Genomic DNA, 15692 nt, shown 5'->3' with positions numbered 1-15692 from the left:
TTCAGGGTATACATCAAAGGCAGCAAAGAGCCCCCAAATCCCGCAGAATCAGCCGGATATGTAAATATCGCCTGAGAAGTCGAGTCGCTGCGGTTTCCGGCTCCAAGCCATCACGAAACTGTCTGAGTCGGTCGCGAACAGGGGCGAGATCTCGATGCTGTGGGCGAAGTCGTCTGGCACGGAAACGCCGACCGCCTCCAACCAAGACTTGTATAGAGCGACCTGGTCCGCCTTGCAGCTTTCCGGCGAATCGACGCCTTCGGCGTTCTTCACCGGGCTGAAGTCGTTGAGACGGGTGGTCTCGATGATAAGCGGGTTGTTCGCGAAGGGGATCGCATCGAAAACGAACATTTCAAACTTCACTCCATTCGGCGTATCCGGCTTTTGGATCTCCCCTGCCTCGTCGACGAAAGGAATCTTTTTGTCCGCTCGGTGAAACGGCAAGGAGAGGTCGCTGCCACCCGTGGCCAAATCACGAGCGAAACTGAGCGAGATAACGTGGATCGCGATACTTCCCGCACGGAAGGAAAGCTGTCCATCCTCATCGCGCAAAGCGCAGAGCTCGTCCGGCATATCGCTGTATTCAACAATCTGAGTCGTGCCGTCCAATACGCAGAAATGACCAAGCTTTTCCTTCTCGTAAGCCTTGGGCAGCATCTTGCTCGACATGGTAGAGCCAGTCTTGAGGTGGAAACCGATGAAGTACGGGTCGACCGGTTGCACCAGCGGATTGTCCACCTGGAAATAGCTGATCGCTTCAATGCCCGCCTTTTGCATCGCATCCAGCGATCCACTACGATCCAAAGCCCGCAGAGCGCCGCCATGCCCATCCGGACTCATGGCGATCGAGCCCTTTCCATCCAATATGATCTTTCCTTCGAAATCGACCGCCGGCATTCGTCCTTGGCGGAAGAAGGAAACCGAACCCGCCTCAAGGCCAAAATAGTCGTTCTCCTCGAAAAACGAAACCGTCGCCTGGTGGTTGATATCGCTGGTCATGATGAACCAAGGGATAGAGCTCTGGTAGCAAACCCGAGCTGCCTGTATCTTTTCCGCGAATACCTGAAAAAGCGATTTGGACTTCACCGGCGTCACCGGGAAGGTGCCTTTCGGCCCATCGTATCCGAGACGGGTGCCTTGTCCGCCTGCCACGGTGAAGGCCGCCACCTTGCCCGCGCGCAGAGCCTCCTCTCCGATCCGTTTCGCCTCCTGCCATTGAGCGTCCTTCGATCGGTCCTCGGGAATAGGGAGGTACGGAGCCGGCTGCAGCTTGGAGTAGTCGAGGTGAGCGGTCTCGCCTTTTCGTTTCACCAAGGTATCGACCAGATTGTCCAGCTCGCGCAAATCGATCTCCTCGGCTTGAGAGACGAGCTGGGACCGCTCTTGTTCGGATAGCTCTTTCCAGAAGCGAAAGACCTGATTCTGACCGTGAGATTCGAATAGCTGCTGAATTTCCATGATGTGAAGTCGGGTGCGAAGATTTTCCTGCAAGCCTAAGCAAAGGACGCCTCATTGCTCCAACAAAAATGTCGAATGTCGAACACCTTTCACAATACTCCCTCGAAAGGGGGAAAGGCCTATTTCTCGAAACGAAAGATCGTCTCGTCCTCCTTGGCGTACTTGAGCTTCGCCCGAATCACGCTTTCGATGTATTCAGTATCGCCCTTCAGCATTTGCAGCTGCTGTTCACGCTCCTCATGCTCGGCATCAAGGCTATCCAAGCGCTTCTCCAGAAGAGTCTGCTGCGTGCGCAAATTGTCGTAGTGCTGATAATCCCGATACAGGAATACCGAAGCGAAAACGGCGACCGCCAGAAAGACGATGGAGAATAAGAGGTTTACGAACCGGGTGGACTTCATTGGTAGCGTGCTCATCTACGGTCACCCCGGCAAGTATTGCAAAAAAATAATTGTAAGCCTCGGGTAATTCCCCGACATTTCGCGGCAATGTACCAAAGTTTCTACGGCCTCAGAGAGATGCCTTTCAACATCACTCCTGATCCGAACTTTCTCTACCTAAGTCCCACCCACCAAGAAGCGCTCCAACACCTGAAATACGGAGTGGCGGAAAAGAAAGGCTTCATCGTGCTGACCGGCGAGGTCGGTTGCGGAAAAACCACCTTGTGTCGCCATTTCATCAACGAGATCGACGACGAGAAATACGAGACCGCGCTCATCCTCAATCCCCGCATCACGGAGACGCAGCTTCTCAAGACCATTCTGAAGGAACTGGGAGCTGAGGGATCGATGAGCCGCAGCCGAAGCGGTCTGGTGCAGCAGGTGAACGACCTGCTCTTGGAGAAGATTCAAGCGGGCAAGGACATCCTGCTGATCATCGACGAGGCTCAGAACCTGACCTTCGAGCTGCTGGAGCAGCTCCGTCTGCTCTCCAACCTAGAGACCGACAAGCAGAAGCTCCTGCAAATCATCCTGATGGGCCAGCCGGAATTCAAGGAGATCCTGGCCGAGGAGCGCTTGCGCCAGCTTCGCCAACGCATTCTGGTGCATACGGAGCTCAAGCCTCTGAACCGCATCCAGATCGAGCAATACATTCACCACCGCATCGCCATGGCCGGCGGACAAGGCATTCCCTTTTTCACCAGCTGGGCCGTTCGATGGATCAGCTGGAAATCCGGCGGAATCCCCCGCATCGTGAACAATATTTGCGACAAGTCCCTGCTTTCCTCCTATATCCGCAACAGCGAGGTCGTGACCTGGCGAGACGTGCGAGCGGCGTTGAAGGAGATCAAGACTCTGGACTTCAAGTAGCGGGACCGGGTTCGAGTCCAGCTTCCGTCCGCTATCCCCGGCGCCTGGTTCGGCGCATATCGCCGCCCTCCCCTTAACCGCGGGCGATTTTGTCCGTTGTAAGAGATTCTGGAATGCTACGCGCATTCGCCAACGAACCCACTAAGAGCAGCGAACATGAGCCTCATCAACCAGGCCCTAAAACTCGAACAACAGCGCCGACATGTCGATGCGCGTCCCGTCGCGCCTATGGTCAGCCGAGCCATGGCCCGGAGAGGCCGCGGCGGCAATCTAACCGCGGCGCTGGTTGGATTCACCGGCTTAGGAGTGGCGCTGGCGATCGGGGCGGGAGCGTTTTTCTATTTTGGATCACAGTATCTGGAAGGGTCTGACAAAACGCTCGCCGCGGACGTAGGCGCCAAAGACGAGCCCATTTCCGAGCGGGCGGACCCCGTTCCGACGTCTAGCGTCGAGAAGCAAACGGTCCCTCCCGAAAAGGAACAGGTCGTGCAAGCCCTCTTGGGCGCCCTGTCGGAAGAGCAGATTTCCACCGTGCAGAAGATGCTGCTAGAGAATCAAGCTCGAGAGGCCGAACCAGCCAAACCTCAGATCTCGATCGAGGAGCGAATCCAGATTCAGGAGAAAGTGGATAGCTTCACCATCCAGGGCATTCGCAAGTCCGGGGCGGCCAGTCGCGTTTTTCTGAACGGAAAGATAAAGCGAATCGGCGACGTGGTGGATATCGAGTATGACCTCGTGCTGCGAGGCTTCAACGACACGTCCCTCATCTTCGAAGACCGAGCGGGAAACCGCTACGCAAAGCCGCTCTAGACGGTCGCTTCGCCGGCTATTCACAAGCTCGTCCGACGCTCCGCTCTGGGCGCGAGCGAGCGGCCGGCGCCTTGCCCACTATACCCCAACGCGAACGCAGCAGGTTTCGCTAGGGACCTTTCACCCTTAGGTAGTCCACTAGGTCGCTCGAATAGGGGCGACTCTGATCTTGGCGTCAGACTACCCACGCTCGTATAGGCAACGTCACGATTTGAAGTTGTGTTTAGACTCTATACAGCAAGGCTGATCCATAGGTAACGCCAATCACCAGCTCGCTCGATGCTCAAGAATCGCCAAGAAGGAATCCTCAACCTCCACGGACTTTGGTCCATGGCGGCTTTGCTGTTTCTCTTTCTCCTCGTGAAAGAGGTCTTCACCCTGTTCGGGTACTCGCTTCGCATCGGCTACCTCAACCTTTACATGCTGGCGGTCGCACTCGGGTCGTTGGTAAACATCAGGCTGCTTCGCGACTATGCGAACGATTTCAACGAACTCGGCTGGTACAGAACCTTTCGCCTGAGCTTTCAGCAGATCATTCGCATCATGCTGCTCCAGCTCGCGATCGTTTTCGTTATGAAGGATACGGAAATCAGCCGGCTCTTCCTGACGACCTACCTGACCGCGAGCTTCCTCACCTTGTTCGCCATGAACAAGATCCTCCCGCGACACCTCTGCCGACTCAGCTTCAAGACCCAGACCATCCCCACCCTGATCGTAGGCTCCACCGAATCGCTCAGCAGCCTCCAGGACTGGATTACGAACAAGGCGGACTACGGCATTGAGATCATCGGCTACGTGCCAGGCGAAGGCTGCCCTCCGGTCGAAGATCGCCCCATCCCCTGCATCGGTTCGGTCGACGACTTAGGAAAAGCCATCGAGAGGCACCGCATCGCCCAGGTGGTCATCGTGCCCAACGCCCTTTCTCAAAAGGACTCCAAGGCGGCCATGGAGATCGCGCAGAGAGCGGGCTGCCGCTTGCGCATCTACAACAACTGGCAGGAGGACATTCAGCAACGCATGGCGATCGAGCACGAGGGCGACTACACCTTCCTCACCTACGAAAACGAGCCGTTAGAGAATCCGATCAACCGCATGGTCAAACGAACGTTCGACGTCGCGGTCTCCCTGCCCATCGTCGCCTTCATCCTTCCTCCGCTCACCCTTCTCGTATGGGCGGTGCAGCGCAGGCAGTCACCCGGACCCATCTTCTACGCTCAACCGCGAACCGGCATGACCAAGCGGACCTTCCACATCATAAAGTACCGCACCATGCACGCGACCGACGACAACGCTCGCAACGTGGCCAAACAAGCGACAAAAGGCGACTCGCGCATCTATCGGTTCGGTCAGATCCTCCGCAAGACCTCTCTGGACGAGCTGCCTCAGTTTATCAACGTGCTCCTTGGTGAAATGAGCGTTTCCGGTCCCCGACCTCACCTGATCGACCACGACAAGGAGTTTTCGGAGAAAATGCGCGTCTATTATACCCGCCACTTCGTGAAACCGGGCATCACTGGGCTGGCCCAATCCATGGGCCTGCGCGGCGAGATCAACGAACCGGAGCATCTCAAGCGACGCATCGAGTACGATATCAAGTATATCAATACATGGTCCTTCATGCTCGACCTGAAGATCATGCTGCTCACGGCGAAAGCGATCGTCTTCCCGCCGAAGAGCGCGTACTAGACCGCCAGGACCAAGCAGCGACAGCTCCGCCCGAGGTGAACCCTGTTTCACCCTGAATAAGCTCGAACGCGCAGTTTCGTTTCGGGAAAAGGCAGCTTGAAAAATCGGCCGCCGAGCCAGAGGATCCTGACGTCCACTGCCTCGATGTCACCGACTCTCCTCATCGATACCGTCCTGCCCCACCTAGGCGCCATCATCGGCTTCGGACTCGGCTTCATCTTGATCGCTCGTCTGATGCGGGAAAAACGGCGGCCGAGCAACACCTTCGCCTGGCTGCTCATAATCATTTTAGTCCCCTATGTAGGCGTACCGTTGTTCCTGCTCTTTGGTGGCCGCAAGATCGCGAAACTCTCCCGCGACAAGGATTCCCTGAGAATCCCATCCAACCTAAGCCAAAACTCGGCTGTCACGCCCTCGCCGTTCGGGCTAATCGCGACAGGGAACCGTACCCAATTCATTCCTACCGGCATCGAGGCCTACGAGGCTCTCATCGATTCGATCAAAGATGCCAAACATTCCATAGACATCACCACCTTCATCCTCAGCCACGACGCCGTTGGACGACGCGTCGTAAAAGAGCTTTCCAATAAGGCCCGTGAAGGCGTTGAAGTCAGGCTTCTGATCGATGCCATCGGTTCCTGGGGCAAGAAAACCCTCTACATGCTCGATCTGGAAAAGGCTGGCGGACGCATCGAGCGTTTCATGCCCGTCTTTCCCTTTGCCTTTCCCGGCGCCACCAATTTGAGAAACCACCGAAAGATCGCGATCTTCGACCAGTCCAAAGCGATCGTGGGCGGAAGAAATATCGGCCGCGACTACATGGGGCCAACCATTTCCAAGGGTCGCTGGGTAGACCTAGGAATCAGCATCGAGGGTCCAGCAGTCACCGCCCTCAACGCGATCTTCGAGCAGGACTGGAAATTTGCGTCGCGAAAACGTGGATACGTAAGTCGAGAACCTACCTTCATCGCTCCCTTGGAGGACGCGGAGAGCACCATCGAAATCATGGCCAGCGGCCCCGATACCACAGGGGATCCGCTCTACGAAAAGGTCCTTTCATCGATTCAAGAGGCGGAAGAAAGCATCAAGATCGTCACACCCTACTTCATCCTGGACGACGTGCTGCTGCGCTCGCTCATCGTCAAAGCGCGCACCGGGAAGCAGGTGACGCTCATCGTTCCCCGAAAATCGAACCATCGCCTAGCCGACCTGGCTCGAATCCACTTCCTTCGCGAGCTCTATCAGGCGGGCGTCAAGATTCTCGCCTACGAAGAGGTGATGATGCATGCTAAAGCTCTCCTCATCGACGACAAGATCGCCATGACAGGATCCGCGAACATGGACCTTCGCAGCCTTTTCATGAACTACGAGGTCGCCGCTTTCCTCTACTCTCGCCCCGAAACAAGCGCCATGGCTGAGTGGATACAAAGCCTCGAAGAAAACTGCACACCCCTCGGGGCTGACGAACTCGCTCACAAGAAGCGGCTCAAAGGGATCGCGGAAGACCTTTCTCAATTGATCGCCCCGCTTCTGTAGCGCGGCGATCCTATCCGTACCCAGTCGATGGTTACTTTCTGTCGTCGATCAGAATCTTGTAGTCCACCGCATCGCGGATCGCCTGCCAGCTCGCTTCGATGATATTGTCGCTGGCCCCTACCGTACCCCAAAGCTCCTCGCCGTCGGAGGACTCGATGAGCACGCGCGTCTTGGCTTCCACTCCTTGCTTGGAATCGAGAATGCGCACCTTGTAATCCTTGAGCGTAAGCTCCTTGAGATTCGGAAACGCGTCGCCGAGGGCGACTCTCAGGGCCTTGTCCAAGGCGCCGACCGGCCCCGAATCCTCTGCCACCACGTAGCGGGGCGCTCCGTCCACCTTGACCTTAATCGTAGCCTCGGAGACCGGATCCTCGTCCTTGGAACGCTTTTCTACAATGACGCGGTAGCCCTCGAATTCGAAGTGTGAAGTGAACTTGTTGGTCAACTTGTCAAGCAGCAGCCGCAGCGAGCCATCAGCCGATTCAAACTCGTATCCGTTGTACTCCAGCTCCTTGAGCTTTTCGATGATAACCTTCGTATCCGGAGAGTCGCGATCAAGATCGAAGCCGAGCTCTTGAGCTTTCATCAGCAAGCTGCTGCGTCCTGCCATATCGGATACAAGCACACGCTGCTTGTTGCCTACGTCGGTCGGATCGACATGCTCGTAGCTGTAGCTCACCTTCTTGGTCGCGTCCGCATGCGCTCCGCCCTTGTGGGTGAACGCGGAGAGTCCGACGAAAGGCGCTTTCGCGTCGTGGGGCAAGTTAGCCAGATCCGCGATGAACATCGAAAGCTCCCGCAAACGTTTAAGGTGCTTCTCGCAGTTCACCGGATACTCCATTTTCAGACGCACGTTGGGGATGATCGTAGTGAGATTAGCATTACCCACACGCTCGCCGTATCCGTTGAAGGTCCCTTGGACCAAAGTCGCGCCCGCATCCACACCGGCCAACGACACTGCTACGCCCAGACCCGAATCGTTGTGGCAGTGCACACCGACTCGGACTTCCGGGAAGCGTTTCACCACCGCAGCCGTGATTTCTTCGAGTTCCTTGACCAGCTTTCCTCCGTTGGTGTCGCAGAGAGTCAGACAATCCGCTCCGCCGCGCACCGCCGCCTCCAACGTCTTCATGGCGTAGTCAGGACTATCCACATAGCCGTCGTAGAAGTGCTCCGCGTCATAGATAACCTCGCGCCCGTTCCCCTTGAGGAAGCGCACGCTGTCTTCGATCATGGCAAGATTCTCTTCCGGCTCGACGCGAATGACTTCGGTCACATGCAGCAGCCAGGTCTTGCCGAAAATCGTCACCACCGGCGTGCCGGCATCGATCAGCGTTTTGAGCTGAGGATCCTCTTCGGCCTTCAGATTCGCCCGTCGAGTCGAGCCGAAGGCTGCGATCTTCGAGTGCTTGAGCTTGAGCCTCTTCGCTTCCTCGAAGAACGCCATGTCGCGCGGATTCGACCCCGGCCAACCGCCTTCGATGTAGTCGATACCGAACTGATCGAACTTCTCCGCGATACGGAGCTTGTCCGTCACGGAAAAGGAGACGCCTTCGCCCTGAGTCCCGTCGCGAAGGGTTGTATCGTACATTAAGATGGTCGGTTTGCTCATGATGGTCTGTGAGGAGTTTCTTGGTAAAAAGCTAAGCTTGGTGATTGCGAATGAACGCCTTGATCGCCTGTTCGGTGGGCTCGACGGAGTACTTCTGCACGTCCTTCGCTTTCAGAGCCTCGAGGCTAGCGTGGGTGGGAGAGATTCCCGTGCATGCCTCCACCACGTCGGGAAACTTGGCCGGGTGGGCCGTGGAAAGAACGATCGCCGGCTCCAGATGATCGATGTCCTTGAAGCCGCAGGCGGTATGAGGATCGGAAACGTAACCAAATTCCTTATACACGCGTGTTATGGTCTCCGCGATTTCAGCGTCGTCCATGCGCGAGCTGGTCATAAACTCCGTGATGGCCATGCCACCGACCTGAAAGGCGCCATCCTTTTTGAAGCCTTCCATGATCTCACGAGTCATCTCGGCATTGCCGCCCAGCGAAAAGTAGAGAAAGCGCTCGAAGTTCGACGCGACTTGGATGTCCATCGAAGGAGCGTGGCTAGGCTGCACAGCGCCCAGCGAATAGTCTCCAGCGGAAAAGAATCGGTGCAAAATGTCGTTCTGGTTGGTCGCCACCCGAAAGCCGTCGACCACCATACCCATGCGTGACGCCAGCCAGCCAGCGAGCACGTTTCCGAAGTTTCCGGTCGGCACGACGAAGGTCGCTCGATCGCGGGATTCCGCAGGCAGCTTCAGCCAAGCGTAGATGTAGTAGACGCACTGGGCGAGGATGCGGGCGAGGTTGATGGAGTTCACGGCCGACAGATGCACCTCCCGGCTGAAGTCCTTGTCTCCGAAAACCTCCTTCAAGGCAGCCTGGGCGTCGTCGAAACTCCCTTTGATCGCCAGCGGAAAAACGTTTTCCTCCTCCAAGCAGGTCATCTGCCGTTCCTGCAGCGGCGAAACACGCCCGTCTGGATACAGGATGAAAATGTTCACGCCTTTCTTGCCGAGCAGTCCATTGATCGCCGCAGCTCCAGTGTCGCCTGAGGTCGCCCCCAGCACGTTGATACCTTGGCCCGACTGAGCGACCTGACGCTCGTAGAGGCAACCGAGCAGCTGCAAAGCGAAATCCTTGAACGCTAGCGTTGGCCCATGAAAGAGCTCCAGCACGTAGAGCTTATCGGAAAGTTTCACCAGCGGAGCGTGGTCCGGATGATCGAAGCGGCTGTAGGCGGTTTCGACGAGGGCTTTGAGCTCGTCGCTCGGGATGTCGGTGGCGAAATGCTTGAAAAACTCGTAGCAAAGTTCCGGATACGTCTTTCCTTGCCAGCTCAGCATTTCCTGACCCAGATCCGGAAGCTCTTCCGGAACGAACAATCCCTTGTCCGGCGCCAAGCCGATGCGCACCGCTTCCGAAAAGCTGTGCGGCTCCGTCTGTCCTCGTGTGCTAACGAACTTCATTTTCCGATATCATTGACGCTAAATCGCCGACCGGCGCCCAGCGTTCATCTTACTCCTTGTCCAAACCGAAAGCGGAATGAACGATTCGCGTGGCGTCTTCCGCCCCATCTTCATCGATCACCACGGAGATCTTGATCTCGGACGTGCTGATAATCTGGATATTCGCCTTGGCCTCCGCCAGAGCGGAGAAAAGCTTGCTGGCCACGCCGGAATGGCTGCGCATCCCAATTCCCACTACAGAAAGCTTGACGATGTCGCCAAATACCGCGACTTCGCCGCCACCCAGCTTCTTGAGCACGTGCTCGACCGCGTCGAGCGAGCGTTTCGAATCGTCGCGAGGCACCGTGAAGGTGAGATTGGCCACCCCATTTCTACCCAAGTTCTGCACGATCATGTCGACGATGACGTTCGCCTTGCCCAAGGCCTCGAAAATCTGGGCTGCCGATCCAGGCTTGTCCGGAATGTTCGTCACCATGATCTTGGCCTGGTTGCGGTCGAGCGCCACGCCGCGTACCACGACGTCTTCCATTGAGCTTACTTCTTGTTTCACGATTGTCCCTGGGATTGAGGTGTCAAAACTGCTGCGTACTTCGAATACGACGTTATACTTGTTTGCGAACTCTACGGAACGGGCCTGCATGACCTTGGTTCCGAGACTGGCGAGCTCGAGCATTTCCTCGTAGCTGATTTCCGGAATTTTCTTAGCGAGCGGCACGATGCGCGGATCGGCAGTGTAGACGCCATCGACGTCGGTGTAGATCTGGCAGAGATCGGCATTCAAGCCACTGGCGAGCGCCACCGCCGAAAGGTCCGAACCGCCGCGGCCGAGCGTGGTGGTGGTGCCCTCTTCGTTCACCCCTTGGAAACCGGCCACGATGACCACGCTCCCGGAGTTGAGGTGGGCTTCGATCTTCTCGCAATCCATGCTGACGATGCGAGCCCGAGTGTGGAACGGGTCGGTCTTGATGCCAGCTTGCGCTCCGGTCATGGAGATGGCTTCGATGCCCAACGCGTGCAAGGCCATGGCAGCGAGAGCGATGGTCTCCTGCTCGCCCACCGCTAGCAGCACGTCCATCTCGCGGTCGTTCGGGTTTTCGTTGATCGCTTTCGCGCGAGCGATCAATTCGTTGGTCACGCCCGATCGAGCGGACACGACCACCGCAACCTGATGCCCTTGTTCGACATCCTCGCGAATGATGTTCGCCACATTCTTGATGCGATCGACATCACCCACCGAGGTGCCACCAAATTTCTTTACGATACGAGCCATTGTCTAGCGTCTCTAACGGTTGGATACGGGCTATTTCTCGATGCCGCTGATCGGCATGCAAAACGGTTTAGCGGTCACGCTCGGACTTTCGGCCAAGCTTTTTACGGAGTCCAAAATCGCTTTTTCATTGGTCATGTGGGTGGTGACGATCAAAGTCGCGGACTCCGCCCCTTCTCCGACCTCCTTTTGCGTGACGCTGGCGAGACTGACCTTGTGGCTGGCCAACAAGGAAGCGACCTCGGCCATGACGCCTGGCTTGTCCAAAACCTGCAGGCGGACATAGTAGCGGGATTCGATTTCCTCCGGTTCCGCCAGCTCGATGGCGTCGCCGCCCCGAGGCGCCGGATCCACGAAGGTCTCGGCTCCACCATTGACCAGCAGCTTGGCCCCATCGACGATGTCAGCGATCACGGAGCTTGCGGTCGCGTCACGACCGGCGCCCGGCCCGATGTAAACGGTTTCGCCCACCACGTCGCCATGAATCGACACCGCGTTGAACACGCCATCGACCGACCCTAGCGAAGTCTTTTTGGATACGAGCGTCGGCAGGATGGAAATGTAGAGTTTGCCGGAAGCGTGAGCGACATCGATCACCGCCAGCAGCTTGACCGCATAGCCGTTGTCCTTGGCAAACTGGATATCATCCTGCGTCACCTCGGAGACGCCTTCCACCAGCAAATCCTTGAACGGCACCCAGCGACCGTGGGCTAGATAGGCCAGGACCACCGCCTTGTGAGCGGCGTCGATGCCATCGACATCGAGCGACTCGTCAGCTTCCGCATAGCCTAAGGCCTTGGCTTCCGTCAGGATTTCCTGATACGTGGCGCCCTCGTTGGTCATGCGAGTGAGGATGTAGTTAGAGGTTCCGTTGAGAATCCCGTATATGCTGCTGAAACGGTTGACGACCAGACTGTCCTTGAGAGCCTTGATCACCGGGATGCCACCCGCGACGCTGGCCTCGAAAAACAGCTGTCCACCGCCACGCTTCGCCGCAGCGAAAACCGCTTCGCCGTGGTCGCACAGGAGAGCTTTGTTGGCGGTGACCAGGATTTTGCCAGCTTCCAAAGCAGCGATGCTGACATCGAGAGCGACGCCCGTTCCGCCCATCAGTTCACAGACGACGTCCACTTCAGGGTCCGTCGCGATCGAGAGAGGATCGGTGGTCAGCATGCTCTCGTCGTAGTCGAAGTCCCGCTTCTTCTTCGTATCACGAACCGCAATACGAGAAACCTCCAAGCGAGCACCAATTCTGTCGGACAATAGGTCCTGACGACTTCGCAGGTAGTTGAAAACGCCCTGCCCTACGACCCCGAAACCACAGAGTCCTACTTTTATCACACGTTCGCTCATTTAGCTTTGCTTGCCTCCAATCACCGAAGACGTCGCCGTCTTCTTGGAGGACTTCTTTTCAAATCGATTTTCTTCGCCCTTCATCAGACGAACGATGTTTTCCTTGTGACGAACAATCACCAACGCCGCGAGCGCGAGCGACACCCAGGTGATGGTTGCTGGGGCATTCATCACGAGATTGGTAATCGGCAGGCTGATCGCCAAGCAGATCGAGGCCAGCGAGACGTAGCGAGAGCCATAGAAAACCGCTAGCCAAACTGCCACGCCCACTAGGGCCGCCCAAGGCATCAAGGCTACCACGCCGCCAAGCATGGTCGCCACGCCCTTGCCGCCCCGAAACCGGGTAAAGAGGGAAAAGGAATGACCAAGGACCGCGAAGACCAGTCCGACCAGTCCGTATCCAAAATGGGCAGACAGGATAACGATAGGCCATGCGGTGGCGAGAAAGCCCTTCAACGCATCCAACAGGAACACGAGGTTTCCCGCCCGCTTGCCCACGCAGCGCTTGACGTTGGTCGCTCCGGGATTTCGGCTGCCGACAGAAAAGATGTCGACCCCGTTCGCCTTCGCTACCCAAAAGCCAAAAGGCAGGGAACCGATGAGGTACCCTGCTCCTGCGGCCGAAATGGCATCTATCGCGTCGATGGACATTCGTGTATCGAACCGACCACTACAAGTGGACGATCTTCGCCTGCTTGATCGCAGCGATGGATCGGATCTCCTCCATCGCCGCATCGCTTGGATCGCTGTCCAAGGTGGCGATGTTGAGGGCGATTCCGCCCACTTCGTTGCGGCTGAGAGACATGCCGGCGATGTTTACACCGTCCTTGCCCATGATGCTGCCGATCTTGCCCACGATGCCGAGCTCGTCGCTATTGGCGATGACCAGCATGCAGCCATGCGGCTCGACTTCCACTTCGCGGCCATTGACGGACACGATTCGCGGGGAATTGCCCTTGCCGATGAGGGTGCCCTCCGCGGATACGCTCTCTCCATTTCCGCACACCGCCTCGACCTTGATGAGCTCGGTGTAGTCCACTTCTTCCGAGGACTTCAGGACATCCACCTGCAGCCCGAGGCGCTCCATGATGACGAGGGCGTTTACGAAGTTCACATTGCTGCTCACCTCCTTGAGGTAGCCCTTGAGGATACCGCGCGTTAGCGAGTTGGCGTCCAGATCGACGATCTTGCCGGAGTAGGTGATCTTCACCTTCTCCACCTTGTCGAGGGCAAGCTGCTGCACCAAGGAACCGAGGGCCGAGCAGAGCTCGAGGTACGGTCCGACGGTCTTGAGCGTCTGAGCGTCGAGCGAGGGCATGTTGATAGCGTTGCTGATGCCGCCACCGGTCAGGACGCTGGTCACGCACTCCGCGATTTCCAGTCCCACGCTTTCCTGAGCTTCTTCGGTCGAAGCTCCGAGGTGAGGCGTGAGGTTGAGATTTTTCTGAGCGCGAAACGGATGATCTTCCGCTGGCGGTTCGCTGACATAAACGTCGAGACCCGCTGCGGCGACCTTGCCGCTTTCCAGTCCCTTGAGCAAGGCGTCTTCGTTGATGATACCGCCACGGGCGCAATTGAAGAGACGCACTCCGTCCTTCATCATCGCGATGGCCTTGTCGTCGATCATGTCGCGGGTGGCATCGGTCAACGGCATGTGCACGGTGATGTAGTCGGCCTGGCGGAACAGCTCCTCGAGATCCACTTGCTTCACGCCGAGCGCCTCCGCCTTGGCGGCGGTCAGATAAGGATCGTAGCCGAGCACGGTCATGCCAAAGGCCTTGGCCCGCTTGGCCACTTCGGCCCCGATGCGGCCCATGCCGCAGATGCCGAGGGTCTTGCGAAAAAGCTCGCTACCGCCGTAGATCTTTCGGTCCCAACGCCCTTCGCGCATGGACTGGGCGGCCTGGGCGAGAGGACGAGCTCCGCAAAGCATGTGCGTAAAGGTGAGCTCCGCGGTGGCGATGGTGTTTCCGCCCGGAGTGTTCATGACCACGACGCCATAGTCGGTCGCGGCTTCGGAATCGATGTTATCCACACCTACCCCCGCGCGGCCGATGGCCTTGAGGGAGGAGCCAGCCGTCTCGATGACTTCGCGGGTCACCTTGGAATCGCTACGAACGATGATCGCAGCGGCACCCTTGGCGAGCTCCAGAAATTTCGAGTAATCGTCCTTATAGGTGCCGTAGGCTTCTACGACTTCGAATCCTTCCTGCTGTTTTAGGAAGTCTACCCCAATGGACGATATTTTGTCTGCTACTAGGATTTTCATCGGAAAAAAAGAGTGCCCATCAAAAGTGATGCCTTCCAAAAAGCAAATATAGAATGGGGTACTTGCGGACTCGTTTTCCAGAGGCGAGTCATTCCCAAATACGGGAGGGCGCGCCAGCGGTCTCGCGCAGGCGTTCGCGGTCGGAAAACTGACCGTCGAGACGACGCTCGCTACCTATTTTTCACTCTCGTTCAGAGACATCAGAAACCCTCTGATTCCCGCCCAAAACGTCGCCCCTTTTCGGGTCGCGACATCGTTGTGTCCAGCCTCCTCGATCCAAAGCGTGCGTCCGAGTCCGTCCGGCAGCAGCCTGGCCAGCTCCTCGCCATGAGCGAAGGGTACCACTTGATCCTCCCGGCCATGAATGATCAGCGTGGGACAGCTGAGCTTCTTCGCCTTGGAGGCGTTCACATACTTGTCTCCCGGCATCCACTTGAGCGGCAGGTAAATACGGTAGGCGCTCAGAAATGTGGATTCTAGAATCAGGCCCGCTGCTGGGCGCCGGACCGCCATTTCCATCGCTATCCCTCCGCCCAGCGACCGGCCGTGGAAAACGACCGACTGCGGATCGACGCCCAAGGCGCTCACCGCATAATCCAGCACCGTCTCCGCGTCTCGGTAGGTCAGCTTCTCGCTGGGCTTGCCTTCGGACAATCCATAGTCGCGATAGTCGTAGGCGAGCACATTCACCCCTTGCAGGCGGTAGTTGTTGAGGATGAAAGCGATGTCGCCCAGATCCTCAGCGTTTCCGTGGAAATAGAAAACCGTGCGTCGCGCTCCAGGCGACGGCGCCCAGAAAACCGCGAGCTGCGTGCCATCTTCGGCTTCGATCAGGCGGATCGAGTCGTCGGTCTCGGAAAGTTCATAGCTCGTCGGTCGCGGCTGGAAGAGCGCTTTGTTGGTGATCTGGTGAGCGAACAGGTAGAAAAACAGCACGCTGACCGCGATCAGCACGAGCAAGCCGTTCAAGGGATTGCGTTGCTCGCGTTCTCTCATGG

At 57.3% G+C, this 15692-nt stretch carries 13 protein-coding genes; 4 read left to right on the top strand and 9 right to left on the bottom strand.

The features are described 5' to 3' along the window. Positions 1–48: 48 nt before the first annotated feature. Together QEH54_RS15655 and QEH54_RS15650 are read right to left on the bottom strand one after the other, a co-directional pair. Positions 49–1458: a UDPGP type 1 family protein gene (locus tag QEH54_RS15655; protein WP_309019647.1), complete on the bottom strand. Its 1410-nt coding sequence runs from the start codon at positions 1456–1458 to the stop codon at positions 49–51. A gap of 119 nt (positions 1459–1577) precedes the next feature. Continuing rightward, positions 1578–1874 (bottom strand): septum formation initiator family protein, encoded by a 297-nt coding sequence (locus QEH54_RS15650; RefSeq protein ID WP_309019646.1) that lies wholly within the window; start codon positions 1872–1874, stop codon positions 1578–1580. Positions 1875–1946: 72 nt separating this feature from the next. Between QEH54_RS15650 and QEH54_RS15645 the strand changes: the two genes are divergently transcribed. The 4 genes from QEH54_RS15645 to QEH54_RS15630 all read left to right on the top strand — a co-directional run bounded on the left by QEH54_RS15645 (position 1947) and on the right by QEH54_RS15630 (position 6800). Continuing rightward, positions 1947–2768, top strand: a complete 822-nt coding sequence (locus QEH54_RS15645) for an AAA family ATPase (protein ID WP_309019645.1) — start codon at positions 1947–1949, stop codon at positions 2766–2768. Positions 2769–2924: 156 nt separating this feature from the next. Then, a complete protein-coding gene (locus QEH54_RS15640) occupies positions 2925–3578 on the top strand; it encodes a hypothetical protein (RefSeq protein WP_309019644.1) in 654 nt (217 codons plus the stop codon). Between the two features lie 279 nt (positions 3579–3857). Beyond that, entirely contained in the window at positions 3858–5264 is a 1407-nt protein-coding gene (locus QEH54_RS15635) for a sugar transferase (protein WP_309019643.1), read from the top strand. A 144-nt stretch (positions 5265–5408) separates the two neighbouring features. After that, positions 5409–6800: a phospholipase D-like domain-containing protein gene (locus QEH54_RS15630; RefSeq protein WP_309019642.1), complete on the top strand. Its 1392-nt coding sequence runs from the start codon at positions 5409–5411 to the stop codon at positions 6798–6800. A gap of 31 nt (positions 6801–6831) precedes the next feature. On the opposite strand, the gene cimA is transcribed toward QEH54_RS15630, so the two are convergent. The 7 genes from cimA to QEH54_RS15595 form a co-directional block, all read right to left on the bottom strand. Further along, positions 6832–8412, bottom strand: a complete 1581-nt coding sequence (gene cimA, locus QEH54_RS15625; RefSeq protein WP_309019641.1) for a citramalate synthase — start codon at positions 8410–8412, stop codon at positions 6832–6834. Between the two features lie 31 nt (positions 8413–8443). Beyond that, positions 8444–9805 carry a threonine synthase gene (thrC, locus tag QEH54_RS15620; protein WP_309019640.1) on the bottom strand — a complete coding sequence of 454 codons (1362 nt, stop codon included), beginning with the start codon at positions 9803–9805 and terminating at the stop codon, positions 8444–8446. Positions 9806–9854: 49 nt separating this feature from the next. Then, positions 9855–11075 carry an aspartate kinase gene (locus tag QEH54_RS15615; protein ID WP_309019639.1) on the bottom strand — a complete coding sequence of 407 codons (1221 nt, stop codon included), beginning with the start codon at positions 11073–11075 and terminating at the stop codon, positions 9855–9857. Positions 11076–11105: 30 nt separating this feature from the next. Then, on the bottom strand, positions 11106–12425 hold the full coding sequence (locus tag QEH54_RS15610; RefSeq protein WP_309019638.1) for a homoserine dehydrogenase: 1320 nt from the start codon (positions 12423–12425) through the stop codon (positions 11106–11108). After that, a complete protein-coding gene (plsY, locus tag QEH54_RS15605) occupies positions 12426–13076 on the bottom strand; it encodes a glycerol-3-phosphate 1-O-acyltransferase PlsY (protein WP_309019637.1) in 651 nt (216 codons plus the stop codon). Between the two features lie 19 nt (positions 13077–13095). Next, on the bottom strand, positions 13096–14694 hold the full coding sequence (gene serA, locus QEH54_RS15600) for a phosphoglycerate dehydrogenase (protein ID WP_309019636.1): 1599 nt from the start codon (positions 14692–14694) through the stop codon (positions 13096–13098). Between the two features lie 174 nt (positions 14695–14868). After that, positions 14869–15690, bottom strand: coding sequence for an alpha/beta hydrolase (locus tag QEH54_RS15595; RefSeq protein WP_309019635.1), 822 nt, complete (start codon positions 15688–15690; stop codon positions 14869–14871). Positions 15691–15692 lie beyond the last annotated feature (2 nt).

The organism is Pelagicoccus sp. SDUM812003 (assembly GCF_031127815.1).
Classification (GTDB): Bacteria; Verrucomicrobiota; Verrucomicrobiia; order Opitutales; family Opitutaceae; genus Pelagicoccus.
Note: the sequence above shows the minus strand (reverse complement) of the source record. Positions and strands in the feature narration are given on the sequence as shown.